Origin of the sequence: Candidatus Pelagibacter sp. FZCC0015 (assembly GCF_007833635.1) — a bacterium.
GTDB lineage: Bacteria > Pseudomonadota > Alphaproteobacteria > Pelagibacterales > Pelagibacteraceae > Pelagibacter.
Window position 1 is genome coordinate 518,240 of record NZ_CP031125.1, and the last position, 24,534, is coordinate 542,773.

General features: G+C 28.2%; 28 protein-coding genes. 15 read left to right on the forward strand and 13 right to left on the reverse strand.

Annotation, left to right across the window (positions count from 1 at the left end; all coding sequences use genetic code 11):
* Positions 1 to 4 precede the first annotated feature (4 nt).
* The 4 genes from DT059_RS02710 to holA are packed head-to-tail and all read left to right on the forward strand — an operon-like array spanning position 5 to position 4,534.
* On the forward strand, positions 5 to 556 hold the full coding sequence (locus DT059_RS02710) for a DUF3576 domain-containing protein (protein WP_145596556.1): 552 nt from the start codon (positions 5 to 7) through the stop codon (positions 554 to 556).
* Between the two features lie 8 nt (positions 557 to 564).
* Positions 565 to 3,099: a leucine--tRNA ligase gene (gene leuS, locus DT059_RS02715; protein ID WP_145596557.1), complete on the forward strand. Its 2,535-nt coding sequence runs from the start codon at positions 565 to 567 to the stop codon at positions 3,097 to 3,099.
* Between the two features lie 2 nt (positions 3,100 to 3,101).
* Complete coding sequence (locus DT059_RS02720) at positions 3,102 to 3,554, forward strand: hypothetical protein (RefSeq protein WP_145596559.1); 453 nt, start codon at positions 3,102 to 3,104, stop codon at positions 3,552 to 3,554.
* Positions 3,551 to 4,534 (forward strand): DNA polymerase III subunit delta, encoded by a 984-nt coding sequence (gene holA, locus DT059_RS02725; protein WP_145596561.1) that lies wholly within the window; start codon positions 3,551 to 3,553, stop codon positions 4,532 to 4,534. Before DT059_RS02720 ends, holA begins: the two co-directional genes overlap by 4 nt.
* Before the next feature lie 2 nt (positions 4,535 to 4,536).
* On the opposite strand, the gene DT059_RS02730 is transcribed toward holA, so the two are convergent.
* The 5 genes from DT059_RS02730 to mnmE form a co-directional block, all read right to left on the reverse strand.
* Positions 4,537 to 5,379 (reverse strand): ParB/RepB/Spo0J family partition protein, encoded by an 843-nt coding sequence (locus DT059_RS02730; RefSeq protein WP_145596563.1) that lies wholly within the window; start codon positions 5,377 to 5,379, stop codon positions 4,537 to 4,539.
* Positions 5,379 to 6,173, reverse strand: coding sequence for a ParA family protein (locus tag DT059_RS02735; protein ID WP_145596565.1), 795 nt, complete (start codon positions 6,171 to 6,173; stop codon positions 5,379 to 5,381). The genes DT059_RS02730 and DT059_RS02735 overlap by 1 nt, the downstream gene beginning before the upstream one ends.
* 21 nt (positions 6,174 to 6,194) lie before the next feature.
* Complete coding sequence (locus DT059_RS02740) at positions 6,195 to 6,839, reverse strand: 16S rRNA (guanine(527)-N(7))-methyltransferase RsmG (RefSeq protein WP_145596567.1); 645 nt, start codon at positions 6,837 to 6,839, stop codon at positions 6,195 to 6,197.
* On the reverse strand, positions 6,839 to 8,710 hold the full coding sequence (gene mnmG, locus DT059_RS02745; protein WP_145596569.1) for a tRNA uridine-5-carboxymethylaminomethyl(34) synthesis enzyme MnmG: 1,872 nt from the start codon (positions 8,708 to 8,710) through the stop codon (positions 6,839 to 6,841). The genes DT059_RS02740 and mnmG overlap by 1 nt, the downstream gene beginning before the upstream one ends.
* A gap of 116 nt (positions 8,711 to 8,826) precedes the next feature.
* A complete protein-coding gene (mnmE, locus tag DT059_RS02750) occupies positions 8,827 to 10,158 on the reverse strand; it encodes a tRNA uridine-5-carboxymethylaminomethyl(34) synthesis GTPase MnmE (protein WP_145596570.1) in 1,332 nt (443 codons plus the stop codon).
* 45 nt (positions 10,159 to 10,203) lie between these two features.
* Between mnmE and DT059_RS02755 the strand changes: the two genes are divergently transcribed.
* Positions 10,204 to 11,082 (forward strand): sulfotransferase domain-containing protein, encoded by an 879-nt coding sequence (locus DT059_RS02755; protein WP_145596572.1) that lies wholly within the window; start codon positions 10,204 to 10,206, stop codon positions 11,080 to 11,082.
* Between the two features lie 7 nt (positions 11,083 to 11,089).
* Here DT059_RS02755 and rho read toward each other — a convergent pair whose 3' ends face one another.
* From rho to hemE, 4 genes are all read right to left on the reverse strand, one after another.
* Positions 11,090 to 12,358 (reverse strand): transcription termination factor Rho, encoded by a 1,269-nt coding sequence (rho, locus tag DT059_RS02760; RefSeq protein WP_145596574.1) that lies wholly within the window; start codon positions 12,356 to 12,358, stop codon positions 11,090 to 11,092.
* 66 nt (positions 12,359 to 12,424) lie between these two features.
* Positions 12,425 to 12,859 carry a protoporphyrinogen oxidase HemJ gene (gene hemJ, locus DT059_RS02765; protein ID WP_145596576.1) on the reverse strand — a complete coding sequence of 145 codons (435 nt, stop codon included), beginning with the start codon at positions 12,857 to 12,859 and terminating at the stop codon, positions 12,425 to 12,427.
* A 3-nt stretch (positions 12,860 to 12,862) separates the two neighbouring features.
* Positions 12,863 to 13,858 carry a ferrochelatase gene (gene hemH, locus DT059_RS02770; protein WP_145596578.1) on the reverse strand — a complete coding sequence of 332 codons (996 nt, stop codon included), beginning with the start codon at positions 13,856 to 13,858 and terminating at the stop codon, positions 12,863 to 12,865.
* A complete protein-coding gene (gene hemE, locus DT059_RS02775) occupies positions 13,855 to 14,859 on the reverse strand; it encodes a uroporphyrinogen decarboxylase (protein WP_145596580.1) in 1,005 nt (334 codons plus the stop codon). Before hemE ends, hemH begins: the two co-directional genes overlap by 4 nt.
* 267 nt (positions 14,860 to 15,126) lie before the next feature.
* Between hemE and DT059_RS02780 the strand changes: the two genes are divergently transcribed.
* From DT059_RS02780 to dnaQ, 5 genes are read left to right on the forward strand one after another with little or no spacing between them, the layout of a single operon-like run.
* A complete protein-coding gene (locus tag DT059_RS02780; protein ID WP_145596582.1) occupies positions 15,127 to 15,954 on the forward strand; it encodes a pyruvate, water dikinase regulatory protein in 828 nt (275 codons plus the stop codon).
* Complete coding sequence (locus DT059_RS02785) at positions 15,944 to 16,531, forward strand: Maf family protein (protein WP_145596584.1); 588 nt, start codon at positions 15,944 to 15,946, stop codon at positions 16,529 to 16,531. The genes DT059_RS02780 and DT059_RS02785 overlap by 11 nt, the downstream gene beginning before the upstream one ends.
* Positions 16,528 to 17,322: a shikimate dehydrogenase gene (gene aroE / locus DT059_RS02790; protein ID WP_145596586.1), complete on the forward strand. Its 795-nt coding sequence runs from the start codon at positions 16,528 to 16,530 to the stop codon at positions 17,320 to 17,322. Before DT059_RS02785 ends, aroE begins: the two co-directional genes overlap by 4 nt.
* On the forward strand, positions 17,315 to 17,884 hold the full coding sequence (gene coaE, locus DT059_RS02795) for a dephospho-CoA kinase (protein WP_145596588.1): 570 nt from the start codon (positions 17,315 to 17,317) through the stop codon (positions 17,882 to 17,884). Before aroE ends, coaE begins: the two co-directional genes overlap by 8 nt.
* Positions 17,885 to 18,550, forward strand: coding sequence for a DNA polymerase III subunit epsilon (gene dnaQ, locus DT059_RS02800; RefSeq protein ID WP_145596589.1), 666 nt, complete (start codon positions 17,885 to 17,887; stop codon positions 18,548 to 18,550). It begins immediately after the preceding gene.
* Here the strand turns inward: dnaQ and DT059_RS02805 are convergent.
* Both DT059_RS02805 and DT059_RS02810 read right to left on the reverse strand, forming a co-directional pair.
* Positions 18,543 to 18,965 carry a protein-export chaperone SecB gene (locus DT059_RS02805; RefSeq protein ID WP_145596591.1) on the reverse strand — a complete coding sequence of 141 codons (423 nt, stop codon included), beginning with the start codon at positions 18,963 to 18,965 and terminating at the stop codon, positions 18,543 to 18,545. The two genes, dnaQ and DT059_RS02805, sit on opposite strands and share 8 nt — an antisense overlap.
* Positions 18,949 to 19,362 (reverse strand): FxsA family protein, encoded by a 414-nt coding sequence (locus DT059_RS02810; protein WP_240704620.1) that lies wholly within the window; start codon positions 19,360 to 19,362, stop codon positions 18,949 to 18,951. Before DT059_RS02810 ends, DT059_RS02805 begins: the two co-directional genes overlap by 17 nt.
* 70 nt (positions 19,363 to 19,432) lie before the next feature.
* Between DT059_RS02810 and DT059_RS02815 the strand changes: the two genes are divergently transcribed.
* From DT059_RS02815 to DT059_RS02825, 3 genes are read left to right on the forward strand one after another with little or no spacing between them, the layout of a single operon-like run.
* The gene (locus DT059_RS02815) at positions 19,433 to 20,029 is read left to right on the forward strand and encodes a Tim44/TimA family putative adaptor protein (protein WP_145596596.1); all 597 of its coding nucleotides are present in this window, start codon (positions 19,433 to 19,435) and stop codon (positions 20,027 to 20,029) included.
* Complete coding sequence (locus tag DT059_RS02820; protein ID WP_145596598.1) at positions 20,030 to 20,443, forward strand: Smr/MutS family protein; 414 nt, start codon at positions 20,030 to 20,032, stop codon at positions 20,441 to 20,443.
* Positions 20,440 to 21,273: a sulfotransferase domain-containing protein gene (locus DT059_RS02825; RefSeq protein ID WP_145596600.1), complete on the forward strand. Its 834-nt coding sequence runs from the start codon at positions 20,440 to 20,442 to the stop codon at positions 21,271 to 21,273. The genes DT059_RS02820 and DT059_RS02825 overlap by 4 nt, the downstream gene beginning before the upstream one ends.
* A gap of 2 nt (positions 21,274 to 21,275) precedes the next feature.
* On the opposite strand, the gene hslU is transcribed toward DT059_RS02825, so the two are convergent.
* Positions 21,276 to 22,649 (reverse strand): ATP-dependent protease ATPase subunit HslU, encoded by a 1,374-nt coding sequence (hslU, locus tag DT059_RS02830; protein WP_145596601.1) that lies wholly within the window; start codon positions 22,647 to 22,649, stop codon positions 21,276 to 21,278.
* Positions 22,650 to 23,165: an ATP-dependent protease subunit HslV gene (gene hslV / locus DT059_RS02835; protein WP_023854543.1), complete on the reverse strand. Its 516-nt coding sequence runs from the start codon at positions 23,163 to 23,165 to the stop codon at positions 22,650 to 22,652.
* Between the two features lie 89 nt (positions 23,166 to 23,254).
* Between hslV and hisB the strand changes: the two genes are divergently transcribed.
* On the forward strand, positions 23,255 to 23,845 hold the full coding sequence (gene hisB / locus DT059_RS02840) for an imidazoleglycerol-phosphate dehydratase HisB (protein ID WP_023854544.1): 591 nt from the start codon (positions 23,255 to 23,257) through the stop codon (positions 23,843 to 23,845).
* 5 nt (positions 23,846 to 23,850) lie between these two features.
* Positions 23,851 to 24,534: an imidazole glycerol phosphate synthase subunit HisH gene (gene hisH / locus DT059_RS02845; protein WP_145596603.1), complete on the forward strand. Its 684-nt coding sequence runs from the start codon at positions 23,851 to 23,853 to the stop codon at positions 24,532 to 24,534.

The following is a 24,534-nucleotide window of genomic DNA, read 5'->3' on the forward strand; positions in this document are numbered from 1 at the left end:
AAAAATGAAGAAATCAATTGTTTTGTTGCTAATTGTAATACTATTACAGGCGTGCGGAAAGAACGATACTTTTTTACCGGGCGGCGATGCTAGGGAAAATCCTCCAGAACCACAAAAAAGAGTTAAAAAAAATTTGGAAGAAGGGAAGGGCTTTAGATTAGACAACATGTTTAAAGGTAAATCTGGTGGTGGTGATTTTGAATTTGCAAGCTCAAATGAATTATGGAGAGCTTCATTAGATACAATTGATTTCATACCATTAATTTCTGCAAATTACAGTGGTGGAATAATTATTTCAGATTGGTATTCAGAAGATCAGGAAAACTTTATAAAAATAACCATTAGATTCTTGAGCAATGAAGTGAGGTCTGATGCAATAGATATCAAAATTTTTTATAAATTATGTGATGCGAATATGAAATGTGTAACGTCAAAGAGAGAAAGTAAATTAGTAGAAGAACTCAAAACTCAAATTTTAAAAAAAGCTGCTGTATACCAAAAACAAACAAAAGATAAAAATTTTAAGCCATACAAGGGTAGTGGTCTTAAAAATTAATTATTTTTGTGGAACGATATAATTTTAAATCTATAGAAAAAAAATGGCAAAAATTTTGGGAAAAAAATAAAAGTTTCAAAACAAAAATAAATAAATCTCAAAAAAAATTTTATTGTCTAGAAATGTTTCCATACCCCTCTGGTAAAATACATATGGGTCATGTAAGGAATTACACAATCGGTGATGTGCTTGCGAGATTTAAAACGTTACAAGGATTCAATGTTCTTCATCCTATGGGATGGGATTCATTTGGGATGCCAGCTGAAAATGCTGCAAAACAAAATAATCTTGATCCTAAATTGTGGACTGAAACTAATATCCAAAATATGAAATCACAATTAAAAAAACTTGGTTTATCTATTGACTGGGATAGAGAAATTTCAACTTGTTCAGATGATTATTATAAACATCAACAAATGTTTTTTTTAGAACTTTTAGAAAAAAAATTAGTTTATAGAAAAGAAAATTATGTAAATTGGGACCCTGTTGATGAAACAGTCTTAGCAAACGAACAAGTTATCGATGGTAAGGGCTGGCGTTCAGGAGCTTTAGTAGAGAGAAAGAAATTAAGTCAATGGTTTTTCAATATTTCTAAATTTTCTCAAGAGCTATTAGATGGTTTGGATAAATTGGAGAATTGGCCAAATAAAGTTAAAACCATGCAAAAAAATTGGATAGGAAAATCTTTTGGATGTGAAATTAATTTTAAAATTGAGGGAAATTTACCAGTTCAAAATATAAAATGTTTTACTACAAGACCAGACACTCTTTTCGGTTTATCTTTTTTAGCTGTTTCTATAGACCATGAAATATCAAAATATTTTAATGATGATAAGAATTTTATTAAATTTAGAACTGAATGTTCAAAAACTGGAACTACTGAGGAGGCTATAGCTGTTGGTGACAAAATAGGATTTAAAACAAAGCTTATGGCTATAAACCCCTTGAATCCCAATCAAAAAGTTCCAGTATATTTTGCAAATTTTGTTCTTATGGATTATGGATTTGGGGCTGTTTTTGGTTGTCCAGCTCATGACCAAAGAGATTTTGATTTTGCAAAAAAATATAACCTAGAAATTAAAACAGTTGTAAGACCTAAAGACCAAGATGAAAGATTTAATGTAAATAAAGAAGCATATCCTGGACCAGGAATTATAATTAATTCAGATTTTTTAAATGGTTTAGAAGCACCTAAAAATTCTATTATTGAAACAATAAAAATTTTAGAAGAAAAAAAACTAGGAAAAAAACAGATTAACTTTAGACTAAAAGATTGGGGTGTTTCTAGACAGAGATACTGGGGATGTCCAATACCAGTAGCTTATGATGATAATGGAAATGTCAAACCAATACCAAAATCAATGCTTCCAGTTAAGCTACCAGAAAATATTAATTTAAAAGTAAAGGGCAATCCTTTAGATAGTCAAAAAGATTGGAAAGAGGTAGAAATTAATGGAAAAAAATTGACTAGAGAAACAGATACTCTAGACACTTTCGTATGTTCTTCATGGTATTTTTTGAGATTTTGTTCACCAAACGAAAAAACATATGGATTCAATAAAGATGAAATTGATTACTGGATGCCAGTTGATCAATATATTGGAGGTGTTGAACATGCAATTTTACATTTACTTTATTCAAGATTTTTCATGCACGCAATTTCTTATGATAACAAGGAATTTAATATCAAAGAACCATTTAATGGTCTTTTCACTCAAGGTATGGTTTGTCATGAAACTTATAAAGATACAAATAACAACTGGGTCAGTCCTGAAGAAATTGAAACTATAGAAGGAGAAAAATATTTAAAGAAAGATAAATCTAGAATAATTGTAGGTCCTAGTGAGTCAATGTCTAAATCTAAAAAAAATACCATAGATCCTGAAAACATTATTGCTAATTATGGAGCTGATGCAGCAAGATTATTTATTTTATCAGATAGCCCTCCAGAAAAAGATGTTCAATGGTCTGAGGAAGGCATTATAGCATCATTCAAGTTTATTCAAAAATTATGGAATTTAAATTTAAAAATTAATAATGAAATTAAAAAGAAACACTCAGAGGATAAAAGCAATGATTTAACAAAATATACTCATAAATTTATAAAAAAAATTACAGGTAATCTTAATGATTTTAATTACAATGTTATTATTGCCAATCTTCACGAAGCCTACAACTATTATAACAAAGAAATTACAAATAATTACAAACCAAATACATTAAAAGAAAATTATAAAAAAATACTAACTGCACTAATTCCTATTATTCCACACTTTTCAAGTGAATGCTTAGAAATGATGAATGAAAAAGCTAATATAGTTTGGCCAACTTACGATGAAAAATTGCTTGAAGAAAAAAATTCAGACGTAGTTGTTCAAATAAATGGTAAAAAAAGAGGTTTGATAAACATCAAAAAAGATATTGACGAAAAAGAATTATTTAAAATAATTTTGAATAATAAAAACTTGTATAAATATCTTGAAAATAAAGAAATAAAAAAAAATATTTATATTAAAAATAAATTAATAAATATTATTATTTAAATATGAAAACAATTATATGGATAGGTATTTTATTTTTTCTAACACAATGTGGTTACACGGCCGTATACAAAAATAATACAAAAGAAAAAATTAAAATTACAATAATTGAAATGAGTGGTGATAAAGAATTGAACAATCTAATTAAATCTGAACTTAAAACTTATTTTAAATCAGATGGAAATAAGTTGTTTAATTTGATTATAAATTCAAATTATGAAAAAAGAATAAACACTAAAGATGCAACAGGCAAACCAGAAGAATTTCAACTCACACTTATTACAAATGTAAATATTAATTATGGAGATAAAACAGATAAAGCCCTGTTTAAAGAAAGTTTTAAGATGAAAAATTCTTCAGATACGTTTGAACTTAAAAAATATGAGGATATAATTAAAAAAAATTTATCAAAATCTACAAAAGATAAGTTAGTACTAAAACTAATTTCTTTAGAATGATATTAAAATCATCTGAAATTAATAAAATAGATATTAATAAGAATAATCTAATTCTATTTCATGGCGAAAATGAAGGGGCTAAGAATGAAGCAATATCCAATATCATTTTAGGTAATAAAGAAAAAACGATAATTAATTATGATGAAAGACAAATTCTTGAAAATATAGATGAGTTTTACAATCAAATTTTATCCAAATCTATGTTTGAAAATGAAAAACTTTTTATAATCAAAAGATCTACAAATAAAATTCTTTCAACTATAGAAGACATATGTGAAAAAAAACTAAGTGACATTTTCATTATTATAAATTCTTCCATACTTGATAAAAAATCAAAATTAAGAAATTTTTTTGAAAAAAGTAAAAATTTATTATGTGTAAGTTTCTATCCAGATACTCTAAGGACATTAACCAACATAGCTACAAAATTTTTTAATGGAAAAAAAATTTATATTTCACAATCAAATATTAATTTAATTATAAGTAAATGTAACGGTGATAGAGAAGTTTTGAATAATGAATTAAATAAAATTGAGCTTTTTTTATTAAATAAATCAAAAATAAGTGAAGAAGATATAATTAAGTTAACCAATTTGATTGAAAATCATGACATTTCAGAGCTTGTAAATTTTTGTTTAGCTAAAAATAAAAAAAAGACAACAAGTATTCTAAACGAAAATAATTTTAATAACGAAGACTGTATATTAATTCTTAGATCTCTTTTGAGTAAATCAAAAAGAGTTCTTTTACTTTCAAGAGAATTTGAAAAAAACAAAGACATAGATAAAACGTTGTCTTCAGCAAAACCACAAATATTTTGGAAAGATAAAGATATCACTAAACAGCAGATTTATATTCACAACCCAAAAAGTATAAAAAATTTAATTTTCAAGTTAAATGAAATTGAATTAAATGTAAAAAAAAATATTAATAATTCTATAAATATAGTAACTGATTTTATTTTAAGGGAAGTAACTTAATTTCAATAATTAGCTTTAACAATATCGATAATTCTATTTAGCTGCTCTACATCTTTATATTCGAAAGAAATTTTTCCTTTATTTCTTTTATTATTCTGAATATCTACATTTAAACCAATTTTATTAGAAATTGAGAGTTCTAGAGCAATAATATTGGTATCCTTTGTTTTGTTTGATTTTATTTTTTTATTTTTAAAGATTTTTACAAAAGTTTCAGTTTGTCTAACAGATAATTTTTTTTCTAGAATTTTAGCAGCTACAAAGCTTGCGTTAGGAAGTCCAACTAAAATTTTAGCATGACCAGCAGTAATTTTTCGTGTCTCAATCAATTTTATTACATCCTCAGGCAATGTTAAGAGTCTCAATGAGTTGGTTATATGGCTTCTACTTTTACCAATAAATTTTGATACCTTCTCTTGGTCATATGAAAATTCATCAATCAATCTTTTGTAACCCTGGGCTTCTTCCAATGGATTTAGGTCGTGCCTTTGCACGTTTTCAACAATTGCAAATTCTAAAGATTTTAAATCATCAGCTTCTGTAATAACAACAGGTACATTATGAAGACCTGCTCTTTGAGCTGCAAGCCACCTTCTCTCTCCTGCTATTATCTCAAATTTTAATTTATCGTTATTTGATTTTCTAACAATGATTGGCTGTATCATTCCTCTTTCTTTGATTGAATTGGTTAAATCTTGTAAATTATTTTCATCAAATATTTTTCTTGGTTGATATTTGTTTGGAATAAGATCACTTACTTGCAATTGATTAGTTTGAGGTTCTACTTTTGCTTCACCAATCAATGAGGACAAACCTCTTCCTAAGCCTTTTTTAATTTTGTCCATTAAGCAGCACTCCCTATTGTTCTTTCTTGATTTATAAATTCATCTGTAAAACTAAAATACGACTTACTACCTGGACATGATTTATCGTAAATCAAAACTGGCATTCCATGAGAAGGTGCCTCTGATAATCTAACGTTCCTCGGTATTACTGTTGAGTAAACTTTTTCACTAAAATAATCTCTAGCTTCTTTTTCAACTTGTGAAGATAATTTATTTCTTTTGTCGTACATCGTTAAAAGTATACCTCTGATTTTTAATTCTGGGTTCAAACTTACTTTTATCCTCTCGATCGTTTTCATAAGCTGTGTTAAACCCTCAAGTGCAAAAAATTCTGTCTGCAAAGGGACCAAAAGTGAACCTGAGCATACGAGGGCCATAACAGTCAATAAACTAAGGGAAGGCGGACAGTCAATTAATATATAATCATAAGCCCCTCTATAATTGTTTAAATAGGCGGCTAATTTATGCTTCAAAATAAATGCTCTATTAGTATCATTGGCTGTTTCAACTTCGAGACCTGATAAGTCAACGTTAGAGGTTATCAGATCCAAATTTTCAAACTGTGTTTTCTTTATTACTTGATAAATTTCCTTAGTTCCGTTCAGCACACCATAAATTGTATCGCTTGAGTTATCCGTATTTGATAATCCAAGGCCTGTAGTAGCATTTCCCTGTGGATCTAGATCAATAACTAAAATTTTTTTATTAAGTTGTGATAAACCAGCAGCAAGATTAATTACAGTGGTTGTTTTTCCTACCCCACCCTTTTGATTTATGACTGAAATAATTTGCATTTAATTTTTTTAAATTTACTTTTAATTTTTTTTTTTAATTTTTTTTATATTTATCAAAAATGAGTCCTTACTTGTTAAACTTTTCTTTTCTATATATTCCAAATTCCATTTTTTTTTAGAATTTTCAAAAACTTTTTTTCCGCTTTTACCCATAAAGAAAATTAAATTTTTATATTTCGAAAAATTTTCATAAACTAAATCTAAAACAACAGGCATAGGTTTAAATGCTCTCGACATAATTGTTCCTGTCTCTAAATTTTTTATCTCAAAAATATTTTTTTGAAAAACTTTTGTATTTAAATTTAATTTTTCTGAAACTTCTTTCAAAAAGTGGCTTTTATGGTAGCTTTTTTCATATAGATGCACATTCATTTTATTTTTCATGTTTTTTAGTATAATTGCTACTATAATTCCTGGTAAACCAGCTCCGGAACCTAAATCTGTGGTTGTATTGCAATTTAAATCAACAAAATCAATTATTTGTGCTGAATCTATAATATGACGCTCAATTATTGCATTTTTTGATGCTGTATTTTGACCAATTATGTTAATTTTTTTATTTTTTTCCAGAATCAGAGATATATAGTTTTCAAAGTCTAAAAATGTTTCACGTGAAACATTTAGATCATTGAGTCTAGAGTAAGAATTTAAAATTTCTTGATCCATTAAGCTATATGCTTAATAGACTTTCTTTTTACATGTGACAACAAAATATATACAGCTGCTGGGGTTATTCCATCAATTCTTAAAGCTTGACCCAGAGTTTTAGGCTTTATTTCCTTAAATTTAGCTTTAACCTCATTAGACAAACCTGAAAGCGCATCATAATTAATTTTATCAGGAATAATTAAGTTCTCGTCCCTCTTAAATGCTAAAATATCTGCTTTTTGCTTCTTTAAATACCCCCTGTAATGAGCATTAATTTCTACTTGTTCATCAATTTCTTTACTAAAATAGGGTATTTCAGGCCATATTTCTCTAATTTTACTCATATTTACGTCTTTTTGAGTTAGCACCTCATTTGAAGACCTCAATATTCCATCTTTCGCTATTTTAATCCCAAATTTTTCTGCTTTAGATGGTGAAATACTAGATTCATTCATTTTTAGATTTATTTGTCTAATTTGATCAAATTTACTCAGATATAAATCTTTTCTCTCTTTGCCTATTAAACCAATATCAATTCCCTTTGCGGTTAATCTTTGATCAGCATTGTCAGATCTCAAACTTAATCGGTATTCTGCTCTTGATGTAAACATTCGATATGGCTCAGCCACCCCTTTTGTCACCAAATCATCTATCATTACTCCAATATAGGCGTCAGATCTATCAAGTATAAATGGTTCTAATTTTTTAACAGATAAGGCAGCATTTACTCCTGCTATAAGGCCTTGAGCGGCAGCTTCCTCATATCCTGTTGTACCGTTAATTTGGCCAGCAAGATAAAGATTGCTTATCTTCTTGGTTTCAAGAGTTAAGAATAGTTCACGTGGATCTATATAGTCATATTCTATTGCATATCCAGGTCTTAATATATTAACATTTTCTAAACCGTTGATATTATTACATATTTCTTGTTGAACATCAGCTGGAAGCGATGTGGAGATACCATTTGGGTAAATTGTGTGATCATTTAGACCTTCTGGTTCTAAAAATATCTGGTGACGAACTTTATCAGCAAATTTGACTATCTTATCTTCTATAGATGGACAATATCTTGGTCCTACTCCTTTTATACTACCTGAGTACATAGCACTCTTAGATAAATTCTTTTCTATGATTTTATGAACCTTCTCGTTTGTGTATGTCATTCGGCAGGACACTTGTTTGTTCAAATTTTTTTTAGTTAAGAATGAAAAAAAATAAGGATCGTCATCTGCAAATTGTTCCTCTAAGTTTTCAAAATTAATTGTTCTTGCATCTAGTCTTGGTGGAGTCCCAGTTTTTAATCTTCCAATTTTAAAATCATATTTTGCTAATTGTTCACTTAAACCTGTAGAGGGTTTTTCATCGTATCTTCCAGCAGGAGTTCTTTCGTCACCTATATGTATCAAACCATTTAAAAAAGTGCCTGTTGTGAGTATTATCTTGTTAGATAGAACTTCCTTGCCTTCTTTAGTTTCAAATCCACTTATTGAATTTTTATCGAAAATAAACTTTATAACAGGATCAGAGAAAACGCTTAAATTACAATAGTTTAGCAATTTTTCTTGCATATATTTACGGTATAGTGATCTATCAGATTGAGTTCTTGGTCCTCTGACTGCAGGCCCTCTACTTCTATTTAATAATCTAAATTGTATACCTGATTTATCAGCTACATCTCCCATAACACCATCAAGGGCATCTATTTCTCTAACCAAATGACCTTTACCCAAGCCTCCTATTGCCGGGTTACAAGACATCTCACCGATAGTTTCTATTTTATGAGTAAATAGGGCAGTGTTCACTCCTAGACGAGCAGAAGCTGCAGCAGCTTCACATCCAGCATGGCCTCCTCCAATTACAACTACATCAAATGACAAATCATTTTTCATAACCCAAATCTATATGTGATTATATAATTTACAAGATAGGCTTAATTTTTTGTAAATAAGCTTTATTTATCAACGTATTTTGATAAAAAAGTGCAAAAAACCAGCAAAATAGGGTATTACTTGCCGATACAAAAATCGTTGAAAATACTACCTAATATCTCCTCTACATCAACTTTTCCAACAATCATACCCAGATGTCGAGTAGCTAATCTTAAATCTTCTGCAGCTTTATCGTAATCTTCAATTTCTTTTTTTTGATTAAAATTATTTAAATGATTTAAACATTGTTGCAAATGTTGCCTATGTCTTTCCCTGGTAATTAAAATATCATCACTTGAAATAAATTTATTTTTTAAATTATTTTTTATTTTTAAAATTAATTCCTCGATGTTTTTATTTTCTTTAATTGAGATTAAAACATGATTTGTTTTTATAATTTCTGGATCAATATCTTTTTCTAAAAGGTCTGACTTGTTTATAACTAAAATTGCATTTTCATCTAATAAACCCTTCAAAATATCAGTAAAATCAAGGATTTTTGCATCTACCACTACAAGCTTTAAATCTGCTTCTTCAGCTCTATTTAAAGATAATTTAATACCTTTTTTTTCTATCTCATCTTTAGATTCTCTTATTCCTGCGGTATCAGATATTATTACAGGATAACCATCTATATTAAGATGAGTTTCGATAACATCTCTTGTAGTGCCAGCTATTTCAGAAACAATTGCAACATCTCTATTTGATAAATAATTTATTAAACTAGATTTCCCTGCATTGGTAGGACCAAGAATTGCGATCTTAAAACCTTCTCTAATTCTTTCTCCAACTTTCTGATCGTCTAATATTTTTTTAATTTTAATTATTACTTCATCTGAACTATTTTTAATTTGATCTAAAATATTATTAGGTAAATCCTCATCTGGAAAATCAATTTTAGCTTCAACATGCGATAAAATTTTTAAAAGTTTTTCTCTTAAGAAATTAAATTGATATGCTGATTTTCCATTCATTGTCTTAATCGCTTGTTGTCTTTGAATTTCAGTTTCAGATGAAATTAAGTCAGCGATGCTTTCTGCTTTGAGTAAATCTATTTTTCCATTTTGAAATGCTAATTTTGTAAATTCACCTGGCTCAGCTAATCTACAATTTTCTATATTTGAAAGGGAAGAGTGCAAAGCATCCACAACGGCTTTACTACCATGAACCTGAATCTCAGCCATATCTTCGCCTGTATAGCTCTCAGGCCCAGGAAACCATAGTATTAACCCTTCATCTATCGGCTCAGAAGTGTTGATTTTGTTGATATTTCTTAATGTTGCTACCCTTGGTTTTGGGATGGCTTTACCAGTAAGAAGTCTAATAATGCTTGAAGTTTCTTTTCCTGAGATTCTAATTACAGCCACCCCAGAAATGCCCGGCCCGCTTGATAACGCATAAATAGTCATAAATATATTATAGATGGATTTAATTATATTTAATATATTTTTTAAATGATTATATGGCTCGCTTCTTATCCAAAAAGTGGGAACACATGGGTGAGAAATATAGTAAATCAAATAATTTATAACGATATTAAAGATAAAAATAACGTATTTAAAAACTTATCAAGGATAAAAAGATATCCATCTAGGAAAGATATTAAAGATCTGCCGGTTATTCCTTCAAGTGGTAATTATAATAATGAACAAAAAAAACTTGTAATTGATCATACAATAAAAAATTGGGAAATATCACAAATGAATATAAACCATAATAATAAAATAAATGTTCTTAAAACTCATAACATGCTCTGCAAAATAAAATTAGAAAATGAGGATTTTTTATTTACTAACAAAAAAAATTCAATTGGTGTTATTCACATAGTGAGAGATCCAAGAAATATTTTAACATCAATAAACAATCATTATTCCCACACAACACAGGAGCAATCACTCGATATGCTTTTTAATGAATTTAATTGGATAGGTTTTAAAAATCACGATATACCACAATTTTTATCTTCGTGGAGTAACCATTATAATTCCTGGAAAAGATTTCCTTTAAATTATTTTTTAATAAAATATGAAGATTTATTAAAAAATCCTAAAAAAGAAATATCTCGAATTATAGATTATTTTTCTAAATTTTTTGAATTAAATGTTTCAAACAAGAAAATAGATTTAATTATAGAAAATACGTCTTTTGATAATTTTAGTATTCAAGAAGAAAGGGGGGAATTTGAAGAAAATGCAAAAAATAAATTGGGGGAAAGAAAAAAATTTTTTTATTTAGGACCTAAAAATAATTGGAAAAATTATGTTAAAAGCGAAAATGCTGCTAAAATAGCTCAAGTATTTGAAAAAGAAATGAGAGAGCTAGGATATTTATAAATAGATTCTAAGATGGCTTATTCATAGAATTAAAGAACTCAGAATTATTTTTAGTATCTTTTAATTTAGAGCTTATAAATTCTATTGCATCCATAGTTCCCATAGGTGCAATTATTCTTCTTAGTACGTTCATTTTTTGCAGATCGTTTTTATCAAAAAGCAACTCTTCTCTTCTTGTTCCTGATTTTGTAATATCAATTGCTGGGTAAATTCTTTTATCTGCTATTTTTCTGTCAAGAACTGTTTCGCTGTTACCCGTTCCCTTAAATTCCTCAAAAATTACTTCATCCATTCTACTACCTGTGTCGATCAAGGCTGTAGAAATAATTGTTAGTGAACCACCTTCTTCAATATTTCTAGCTGCACCAAAGAATCTTTTTGGTCTCTGGAGTGCATTTGCATCAACTCCACCTGTTAATACTTTTCCCGAGCTCGGAATTACTGCGTTATATGCTCTGCCTAACCTGGTTATTGAATCTAGTAAAATGACAACATCTTTTTTGTGCTCAGTAAGTCTTTTGGCCTTTTCGATGACCATTTCTGCAACAGCAACGTGTCTTTGTGCAGGTTCATCAAAAGTAGAGCTAATTACTTCTCCTTTTACTGTTCTTTGCATATCAGTTACTTCTTCTGGACGCTCATCAATCAGCAAAACTATCAAGTAACATTCTGGATAATTTTTTGCTATTGAATTTGCAATACTTTGCAAGATCATTGTTTTTCCTGCTTTTGGTGGAGAAATTATTATAGATCTTTGGCCTTTTCCAATTGGGCTGACCAGGTCAATTAATCTTGGAGTAAGATCTGCTTTTTTCTCAACTTTAGTTGTTTCAACCTCCATCACTAACTGCTTGTCAGGATATAAAGGTGTAAGGTTGTCAAATGCAATCTTGTGTCTGGCCTTTTCTGGCTCTTCGAAATTGATTTTACTCACTTGCAATAATGCAAAATATCTTTCTCCCTCTTTTGGAGCTCTAACTGGTCCCTCAACCGTATCTCCGGTTCTTAGTCCAAATTTTCTGATTTGATTTGGGCTTACATAAATATCGTCTGGTCCTGGAAGATAATTTGATTCCATTGCTCTTAAAAAGCCGAAACCATCTTGTAATAATTGCAGAACACCCACACCAGTAATTTCCTCCTTTTCAGCAACTTTTTTAAGAATTGCAAAAAGTATTTCTTGTTTTCTCAATGTACTGGCATTTTCTATACCAAGCTCTTCTGCTTGTGTAATAAGCTGTTCAGATGATTTTAGTTTTAGTTCTTGAATATTCATGATTAGTTTTTTGATAAGGACTTATCAGACAACATTAATATATATACTGCTGTTATTATTTCAACCCTAGATTGGCTTAAAAATAGCTAAAAATACAACAATTATTAAAATAACCGTTGGTATTTCATTAATTATCCTGAAAAACTTTGCAGGTCTTATATTTGTAGAATTTTTTAGAGCAATAAGACATTTTCCTAAATAATCGTTGTATGCTGACAACAATATCACAAGAACAATCTTTATTTGAAACCATATTTGAGAAAAAATATCTATCCCATTTAGATAAATTAATACTAATCCAAAAACCCATGTAAAAATCATTGCTGGTCGCATAATGTAAAAAAATAATCTTTTTTCCATCACCTCAAATATATCGGTTGCTTCTTTTTTTTCTTTATTTTCAACATGGTAAACAAAAATTCTAGGAAGATATAAAAGGCCAGCCATCCAAGAAACAACAGCGATTAAATGTAAAGATTTAAATAATAAATATGAATTCATATATTAGATATTTCTTTCAATTAAGGATTTTAATAAAAGTATATGATCACTATTATCATTTAAGCAGGGGACCATATCAAAATTTTCTCCTCCTGAATTTAAAAAACTTTCTTTAGCCTGAATTTGTATTTCCTCTAAAGTCTCTACACAATCAGATGCAAACCCTGGACAAATTGTAAGGACATTCTTAACACCCTCTTTAGGTAAATTTTCTAAAGTCTTGTCAGTATATGGTTGAAGCCATTCTTGTGGACCAAATCTTGACTGAAATGTTGTTTTAATTTTTATTGAATTAAATTTTTCCGAAACAAGCCTTGTCGTTTTATGACAATAACAATGGTAAGGATCACCTTTATCAAAATATTTTTTTGGTATCCCATGATAAGAAGCTATGATCAGATCTGGTTTCCAACTAATTTCATTTATTTTTTTATTAATCGAATTAACAAGCGCATCAATATAAAGTGGGTCAGATTCGTAATGAGGAATTATTTTTAGGGACGGTTGCCACCTCATTTTCATTAAAGTCCTGTACACTTCGTCACAAACTGTTGCTGTTGTAGCTGCCGCATACTGAGGATAAAGAGGAAGTATAACTAAATTTTCACAGCCTATTTTATGCAATTTATGAATTTTGCTCTTGATGCTCGGATTTCCATATCTCATAGCAAAATCTATGATAATATTTTCTTTTGATAGTAAATTTGAAATTTTCTCACTTTGCTTTTTTGTATAATAAAGAAGTGGCGATATATTTTCATCCTTCATCCAAATCTCTTTATATGCTTTAGCGGTTTTAGAGGGTCTCAAATTTAAAATGAACAAATTCAAAATTATTTGCCAAATTAAAGGATTTACTTCAATTACTCTTCTGTCAGAGAGAAATTCTTTTAAATATTTTCTTATATCAAACCAATTAGTAGAATCAGGTGTGCCCAAATTAACTATAAGCACTCCTGTTTTGCCGTATTTTATGGGTGGGTGATTTTTTTCAATCATTTAAAATCTTTTACAATTTTAATTAAATTTTCAACCATTTCAGGATTTGTTTCGGGCAAAATACCATGACCGAGATTAAATATATATGGATGATCACGAAAAATTTCCAAATATTTAGATGCTTCTTTTTTTAATGTTTCTTTGTCTGTTAATAAAATTTTAGGATTTAAACCGCCTTGAATAGGTATTTTTATATCTTTAAGTATTTTTTGTGGATCAACATTATAGTCGATACTAACAGCATCAGGTTTAACAATATCACAAAACTCTTTATAATTTTTAATTTCTCTAGGAAAACATATAACTGGCACATTTAAAGATTTTACGTAATTTACTAAATTTAAAGTTGGAGAATAAACATAATTAGGTAAATCTTTTTCCTCTAATAGACCCGCCCAACTATCAAAAATTTGAATTATATTAGCACCGTTATCAATTTGATTTTTTATATGAACTTTTAAAAATTTTTCAATAATTAATAATATTCTGTTTATTAAAAAATCATCTTTAAAAAAATCTTTTTTTAAATTTTTTTTCGGTGATTGTTGATTAATCATATAAACTAATAGTGTCCATGGAGCACCAGTAAATCCGATAGTGTTTCTGTTTTTTAAAATAGAGTCTGAACTAACTTTTTTTAATGCTTTATATACACGGTGTATTTTTTCTACAAAATCAATTTCATCGGTCCTTGCAATTTCATTTATATTTAATTCCCCTAATTTTGGCCCAAAGTTTTTTTCAAATTCTACTTTTTGACCTAATCCATAAGGAAGCATTAAGATATCTGAAAATATTATCGCAGCATCTAGATCAAATCTTTTTAATGGTTGTAGAGTTATTTCTGAAGATAAATCGTCATTTAAACACAAATTAATAAAATTAGGATTTTCTTTTCTTATTTCTCTAAATTCTGGCAAATATCTACCAGCCTGTCTCATAATCCATATAGGATTGAACGAAGTATCTTTGTTAATTATTACTTTGTTTAAAGGTTTCATAAATAAGTATTATTAATTATTGTAGTTGTAATATATCTTGTGAATAAAGGTGATTAATTTTTATAAACATTATATTCACAATTTACCAACAAGTTATTTGAATAAAATTGTTTAAAATGAAGCTTTTTTAACCATATTAATTTTTGTGGATTGTTTTACCCTATTTATTATTAATGTTAATAAATAGTAGTTTTTACAAGGTTAATTTAAAAAATTTTAAATTGTGTAATTTAATTAAAATATTACAAATTTATTAACAATTTATTCATGAGTAATACATATCAAATATATTTAATATCTGATTCAACGGGCGAGACCTTAGACAGAATATTTTTAGCTCTGAAGGCTCAATTTTTAAACATAGAATATAAGGTTCATTCTTATTCTTTTACAAGGACAGAAAATCAAATTTTAAAAATTCTAGAAGATGCAAAAAAAAATGAGAATTCAATAATCTTATATACAATCGTAGATAACAATTTAGCCAAATACCTTGCGAACACGAGCGAGGATAAAAATATTCCATGTTTTGGCGTTTTAGGAAATTTAATTCTGAATTTTTCAAAAATATTAAATCAAAAAGCAACACACGAGCCAAGTGGTCAACATATATTGAATGAAGAGTATTATGACAGAATTGAAGCAATTCAATTTACAATGAATCATGATGATGGAAATTTAATAAACGAAGTAAACAAATCTGATATTATTCTTGTAGGCGTAAGTAGAACAAGTAAAACTCCAACATCTATTTACTTAGCCAACAAAGGTTTTAAAACGTCAAATATTCCGTTAGTAAATGAAAATTCTTTGCCAGAGTCCCTTAAAAAAAATCCACAAATGACATGTGTTGTAGGACTAAGCACAGAGCCAGAAAGATTGGCTGATTTGAGAAAAAATAGAATGAATTCTTTAAAAGAAACAGAAAATATTGAATATACAAATTTAGAAAATATTAAAAAAGAGGTCTTAGAGGCAAAAAAAACATTTCAAAAATATAAATGGCCACTTATAGACGTAACGAGAAAGTCGGTCGAAGAAACAGCGGCTTCTATAATTAAAATCCACGAAATATATTTAAACAATGTTAAATAAAATTATTCTCGCTTCAAAAAGCGAAGTTAGAAAAAAGATTTTAGATAAAAATAATATAAAATGTGTTGTTGAGCCTTCAAACGTAGATGAGGAGCCCGTTAAAGAAAGCTTATTAAAAGAACAGGTAAGTTCAGAAATAATTTCAAAAAATTTAGCCGAATTAAAAGCAAACAAAGTTAGCATGAAAAAAAATGACGAAATAGTATTAGGAGCAGATAGTGTGATAGATTTGGAGGGCGAACTGATATCTAAACCAGAAACTAGAGAAGAGGCAATGGAAATATTAAGAAAACTTAACGGTAAATCACATTTTTTAATTAGTTCTGTTTGTATATCAAAAAATGGATCTATGATTTGGAATTATACAGATAAAGCAAAACTAACTATGAAAAATTTTACTGATAATGAATTAAAAAATTATTTATCTAAAATACCCGATGAAACTCTTTATGCATACAATGTCTACCAAATAGAAGGAGAGGGCAGAAGCTTGTTTGCAAGCATAGAGGGTGATGAAGATACAATTATGGGTCTACCTGTTAAAAAAATTAAGGAATACATAAGATTATTGAGATGAAAAAATATTTTGTAATTGGCAATCCTATCAATCATTCTTTATCACCCAAACTTCATAATTATTGGCTCAAAGAAAACAAGATTGACGCCATTTATGATAAAAAAAAAATTGAGGAGAAAAATCTCCAAACTGTAATTTCTGAAGTTAAAGAAAAAAAAATAAACGGTATTAATGTTACAGTTCCGTTCAAAAAAGCAGTAATACCTTATTTAGACAAATTAAGTCCAGAGGCAGAACAAACTCAGTCAGTAAACACAATACTTTTAAGTAATGATAATTTGGTAGGTCATAATACAGATATTCTTGGTTTTGATAAAGCAATTAAAAATTTAAATTTCAATATGCAAGGCAAAAAAATTTTGATTTTAGGCGCTGGTGGAGTCGTTCCTTCAATAATTTTTGCTTTAAACAAAATGAATGTTTCCAAAATAATTATTAGCAACAGAACTAAAGAAAAAGCTGAGCATTTAAAATCTCAATTTCATTATTTAGAGGTATTGGATTGGGGTGATATAAATGATTTTGATGTTATCATAAATGCCACCAGTTTAGGACTAAACAAAGAGTCTATTAATTTAGACTTTTCAAAGTTTGCTAATAACAAACTGTTTTATGATGTAATTTATAATCCTGAAGAAACAAATTTTTTAAAAGAAGGAAAAAAACTTGGCAATAGAACAGAGAATGGTAAATCGATGTTTATTTATCAGGCATTTGAAGCATTCAAATTATGGCATGGAATAGAACCACAGATCAGTAGCGATATACTAGAAATTTTAAATAATGATTAGAATTGGAATTTTAGGAAATATAGGTTCGGGAAAAAGTTATGTTGCCAAAAATTTTGGATACCCAGTGTTTAATGCAGATTACGAAGTTTCAAAACTTTATAAAAAAGATAAAAAAATATTTAAAAAATTAAAGAAAAAATTACCAAAATATATTTCTTCATTTCCGATAAATAAGAATGAAATTACAAAAGCGATATTAAGCAATAAAGTTAATTTAAAAAAAATAATTACCATTGTTCATCTAGAAATTAGAAAAATATTAAAATTATTTTTGAAAAAAAATAGAAACAAAAAGGTTATAATTCTTGATATTCCTTTGTTGTTAGAAAATAAAATTAATAATAAAGATGATATTTTAGTTTTTGTAGACTCTAAAAAAATTGAAATAGAAAAAAGATTAAAAAAAAGATTAAATTTTAATCGTAAACTTATAAATAAGTTCAAAAAAATTCAATTTTCTTCTTCTTACAAAAAGAGAAGATCAAACTTTATTATTAAAAATAATTTTAAGAAAAAATCTTTAAATAAGAGTATAAATAAAATATTAAATGAAATTTTATAAATGAAAGAAGTTGTACTAGATACCGAAACTACTGGCATTTCAATTAAAGACGGTCACAGAATTGTTGAAATTGGTTGCATAGAACTTGAAAATTTAATTCCAACTAAAAATAGTTTTCATTGCTATCTCAACCCTGAAAGAAAAGTTTCAGAAAAAGCTTTTGAAATACATGGATATTCGGATGCGTTCTTGTCAGAACAAAAAAAATTTAATGAAATTAGTGAAGAATTTTTAGAATTCATTAAAGACAAAAGACTTATAATTCATAATGCTGAATTTGATTTAGCGCATATCAACAATGAACTATCGTTGTTGGGAAAAAATAGGGTTAATAACCAAATTATAGACACCCTCGATCTTGCTAGAAAAAAATTTCCTGGATCCCAAGTAAGTTTGGACGCTTTATGTAAAAGATTTAGAATTGATAATTCTAAGAGAACTCAACATACAGCGATTATAGATTGTGACTTATTAGCAAAAGTTTATATAAACTTAATTGACCAAAAAGAGCCAAAATTAAATTTCCAAAATTTTGAACTTAATAGTAAAGATGAAAAAAATTCAAAAATAGATTATTTTAAGAAAGTAATAAAGCCGACTCAAGCAGAACTAAAAAGTCATGAACAATATTTAAAAAAAAATTTAAATAAAAATTTTTTTAATTAAATCTTTGATTATATAAATTTTCAAAATCAACTTTTTTTTCAAATTTTATATTTTTGTATCCTGAATTATGTAATAAATTCAATAAAGCATTTTCTAGCTCAGGATAAATACTTACTTGAACATCACATAATATTATTTTTTCAAGTTCTTGCTTATCTTTAATGTTATCATCAACCTTAATTATTGTAGAATATATTATTTCAAAGTATGATTTATTCTTATTTTCTTCTTTATCTTCAAATTTAAATTTTGTATTTACTTCTATCATTTTATTTTTTAATGGCTTTGAGTTTATATCAATGCCAAGTTGATACTTGTTGATTCTATCTCTTACGAATAAATAAGTTTCTAAATCTGGCGTTTCACTTGATAAATCTTTTATATATTTTCCTAGAATTTTAAATTTTTCTGTCATTATCATCCTCTATATCTTCAAAGTCTCCTTCAATGTAATCTTTTTTTAAATCTTTTTCTTTTTTAAATTTATTAGAAAATTTTTTAAACATCATTTTTCTTGTAAAAGGAAAAATTAATAAAAACCCGATTAGATCTGTTAAAAATCCTGGAATTATTAGTAATAAAGCAGCAAAAGCAATTCCAGCTCCAGATAAAATCTCATAGCTTGGAGGCTCATTTTTACTTAACTGAACAAAAGCTGATTTAAGTGTTTTTATTCCCTCATATCTTGCATAATAGATACCTGTTATAGCAGTTAAGAAAATTAATAATATGGTAGAAAAAGCACCAATCTTAGAACCAATACTAATAAAAAGATAAATCTCAATTATAGTTAAGCCGATTATGTATATCAATATTGTGCCCATTTGTCTTTAATCTAAATTGCTAGTTGAAATTAATCAACAGAGTAATTACTATAACGCTATGAATTACAGCTTTGAATATATCGATATAATTTTACTTGCAATGATTGCTGGATTTATTTTTTTGAGGCTGAGGGGAATACTGGGTAAAAGAACTGGTTTTGAGGGAAAATCACCTGCCCAATTTAAAGAGGTTTTAAAAAATATTAAAGTGGATCAAGCTATAAAAGCAAAAGAGAAGTTTGATGATGAAGCTCAAAAGGAATTTTTAAAAGGTGCAAAAATAGCTTATGAAACAATTATTACGGATTTCAGTGATAATGATAATAAGATCACAAATGCAAAACCTCTGTTAAATAAAGATATATATAATCAATTTGATGATGCATTGAAAGAAAGAGCAAAAAGGGGTCATTTCGCAGAAATAACATTTATTGGAGTTAATAAAGCAGAGATTAAGGAGCATAAAAAAATTGGTAATATTTTAAATGTAACAGTGGATTTTATAGCAGAGGTGATTACTTGCATAAGAGATAAAGATAAAAAAATTGTTTCTGGAGATCCTGAAAAAATTAAAAAAATTTATGATACTTGGATTTTTTCACGAGATACCACATCAGCAAATCCAAATTGGCAGCTAGTAAATATATTAACATAATTGAACAATAATATTTCAGACAAAGATAAAAAAGATTGGCAAAAATTTATAAATAGTAATGAAAAATTACCCAATAAAGACTCAAAAAATAAAAAACAAAATATTATAAAAACCAAAAGTATTGATTTACATGGCTGTACACTTGAAGAAGCTAACGTAGAAATAAAAAAATTTATAATAAGTTGTTATAATAATAGTGTTAAAAAATTAATTGTTGTTACAGGTAAAGGACTTCATTCAAATAATCTATCAAATCCTTATAAATCAAAAGATCTTAGTATACTTAAATACTCTGTTCCAGAATTTATTAAAAATGATCCACAACTTATGAATATAATTATTAATATTACAGAAGCTAATATAGAGGATGGTGGTAGTGGATCATTTTATATATATTTAACCAAAAAAAAATGATTATTTGGTTAGCATCGTACCCTAAAAGTGGAAATACTCTTTTAAGGAGTATTCTTGCAACTTATTTTTTTTCCAATGATGGAATATTTAATTTTAATCATTTATATAAGATTGGACAATTTCCATCTTTAAAACATTTCAATAATTTAGGAATAGATACTTCAAATGTTGATGAAATTTACTCAAATATAATTAAAGCTCAAGAAATAATAAACAAAGAGTCAAAAACATTAAAATTTTTTAAAACGCATAGTGCTTTAGCTAAAATAAATAATAATTTTTTTACTGATATTAAAAATACTTTAGGTGCAATTTATATTGTGCGCGACCCAAGAAATGTGGTTACATCCTTTGCTAATCATTATCAAATTGATGTAGATGAAGCTACAAAATGTTTGATTAATGAAAAATTTTGGAATTATAAAAATGATAAAGTTCCTAAAACTTTTTTATCTTCTTGGAGCCAAAACTACAATTCATGGAAGCAATTAAATAACAAAAGGTTTTTAATTAAATATGAAGATTTGATAGCAAATAAAAAGAAAGTTCTTATTAAATTATTTAAGTTTTTTGAAAGTTTAGGACCCAAATTTGATCTTAATATGATTAAATTAAATAAAACAATTAAATCCACTGAGTTTGAAAAAATGAAAGATCTAGAAAAAAAAGAGGATTTTCATGAAAGTATATTGAATAAAAAAACAGGAGAAAAAATACCTTTTTTCAATATGGGTCCAAAAAATAACTGGAGATTAACATTAGATAAAAAAAACAAGAAAATTATTGAAAATCACTTTAAAAACGAAATGGAGGAATTAGGATATTTATAATTTTATAATATAAATTTTGATAGGTCAGTGTCTTTAACTAAACTATCTAAGTTTTTATTTATATATTCTTTATCAATAGTGATTTTCTCACCTGAACGATCAGTTGCTGTAAAACTGATATCGTCTAAAATTTTTTCAATAATAGTATGTAGTCTCCTTGCACCAATATTTTCAACTGAGGCATTTACTTCTGAAGCAATGTTTGCAATTGCATCGATACCATCATCTAAAAATTCTAAATCAACGTTTTCAGTCTTTAATAGAGCCACATACTGTTTGATTAAACTAAAATCAGGCTCCCTTAAAATTCTTTTAAAATCATCACTAGTTAAAGCTTCTAGCTCTACTCTTATTGGCAATCTTCCTTGTAATTCAGGAAGAAGATCAGATGGTTTTGCCAGTTGGAACGCACCTGAGGCTATAAAAAGGATATGATCAGTTTTTATTGGTCCATGTTTAGTATTAACCGTTGTTCCTTCGATCAAGGGTAATAAATCTCTTTGGACACCTTCTCTTGAAACATCACCACCAACTCTATCAGTTCTCGCAGAAATTTTATCAATTTCATCAAGAAATACTATTCCATTATTTTCAGTCGACAGTTTTGCTGCTTTAATAATTTTATCTTGCTCTATTAATTTGTCAGATTCGTCATTAATTAAAATTTCGTGAGATTCTTTTACTGTCATTTTTTTCTTTTTTTCTTTGCTACCCATTGACTTGCCTATCATTTCACCAATATTGATCATTCCAACATTTGCTCCAGGCATCCCAGGTATTTCAAAAGAAGCACCACCAGAACTAGTATCACTCACAGCTATTTCAATTTCATTCTCATCCAAATCACCATTTCGCAATCTTTTTCTGAAACTTTCTCTTGTTGCTAAACTTGCTTTTTTTCCCACTAAAGCATCCAAAACTTTTTCCTCAGCTGCTTTTTGGGCTTGGGCGAAAACTTCTTTTCTTTTCTTCACCTTTTCCATTGCTATAGCGATTTCAATTAAGTCTCTGACTATTTGTTCAACATCTCTTCCAACATAGCCAACTTCTGTAAATCTTGTAGCTTCAACTTTTACAAATGGAGCTTCAGCAAGTTTTGAAAGTCTTCTTGAGATTTCGGTTTTTCCAACTCCAGTTGGTCCAATCATTAAAATATTTTTAGGTAAAACTTCATTTTTCATTTCACCCTTAAGAGCTTGTCTTCTCCATCTATTTCTTAATGCAACAGCAACAGCCCTTTTCGCTTTGTTCTGTCCTACAACAAATCTATCTAACTCAGAGACTATTTCTCTGGGAGATAAAGAGCTTACTAATGAAGCTTCTTCTTTTTGACTTTTATCTTTTGGATGTAGTTGTGTTACGTTTGAGTTGTCCATTTAAATTTTTTCTATTTTTACATTATCATTTGTGAAAACGCAGATGTCAGCTGCTACTTTAATTGCTTTTTTTGCAACTTCTTCAGCAGACATATCACCTTCCATTAAAACTTTACCAGCTGCTAGAGCGTAATTTCCTCCAGAACCAATTCCAATAACATCTCCCTCAGGCTCAAGTACATCTCCAGTTCCAGAAATAATATAACTATTATTTTTATCTCCCACAGCCATCAATGCCTCTAATCTTCTTAAGTATTTATCTGTTCTCCAATCTTTTGCCAATTCAACTGCGGCTCTTGATAAATTACCTGCATGTTTTTCTAATTTTCCCTCTAATCTTTCAAATAAAGTTAATGCATCAGCAGTTGATCCTGCAAATCCCGCTACTACATCTCTTTTTTCAATTTTTCTGACTTTTGAAGCTGTGCTTTTAACAACAGTATTTCCCATGCTTACTTGTCCATCACCAGCAACCACAACTTCATTATTTTTTCTAACTAGTACAATTGTTGTCATACCTAATAAATGGTAACTATTTATGATACTTCAAGTGTATAGACTGATATTGATATAGTAGGATTATCTATGTATACCATTAAAAATATATGGCTAGAAAAGGAAAAGTATCTCGAAAAACAAAAGAAACCAGCATCAATGTTGAAGTCAATATCGATGGTAAAGGTAAATACCAAATTGATACTGGTATTGGCTTCCTGGATCACATGCTTGAACAATTATCAAAGCATTCTTTGATTGATTTAAAAGTTAAAGCAAAAGGAGATACTCATATTGATCTTCACCACACAACAGAGGATACAGGTATTGCTATTGGCGAAGCTTTGAAAAAAGCTGCTAAAAAATTTGTAGGAATAAAAAGATATGCACACACAGTTATTCCAATGGATGAAACATTAACAAGAGTTGCAATAGATGTTTCAAACAGACCTTATTTGATTTGGAAAGTAAAATTAAAAGTTGAGAAACTTGGTGAGATGGATACTGAACTATTTAAAGAATGGTTCCAGGCATTTTCTCAATCTGCAGGCATTACTATGCACGTAGAAAATATTTATGGGGATAATAGCCACCACATAATTGAGTCTTGCTATAAAGCCTTAGCAAGATCTTTAAGAGCTGCATTAGAGATGGATCCAAGAAATAAGAAAAGCATTCCATCCACTAAAGGGTCATTATAAGTTTAATGAACGTCACAATTGTTGATTATTATTCAGGCAATGTAGCTTCAGTTATTAACTCTTTTAAAAAAGTAGGGAACGAATTAAACGATAATATTAAAATTACCCTTTCAAATGATTTAGAAACAATAAAAAATTCTGACAAACTAGTTCTTCCCGGTCAAGGATCTTTTACCAATTGTATTAATTCAATAAATAAGATTAATGGATTAAAAGAAACATTGGATGATTTTGTTTTGAATAAAAAAAAACCTATTTTAGGTATTTGTGTTGGAATGCAAATGTTCGCTGACTACGGAGAAGAAGATGGTGGATGTGAGGGCTTTGGTTGGGTTAAAGGAAGTGTTAAAAAAATAAATCTTACGGCAAATACAAATAGTGGCTTTGATCCTATGAGCGGAATATCACTAACCTTACCCCATATGGGTTGGAACCAGGTAGATTGTTGGCCAAGAAATGAGAAGAGCGAAATATTGTGTAGAGGATTTAATGGAAACGGAAGCCATTTTTATTTCGTGCATAGTTATATTTTTAAAACTGAAGACTCAAAAAATGTTTTAATGACTTCCTACTATGCGGAAAAATTTACATGCGCTGTTAATAAAGAAAATATTTTTGGAACTCAGTTTCATCCAGAAAAAAGTGGAGAAAACGGATTAAAATTGATTAAAAATTTTATAGAGATTTAA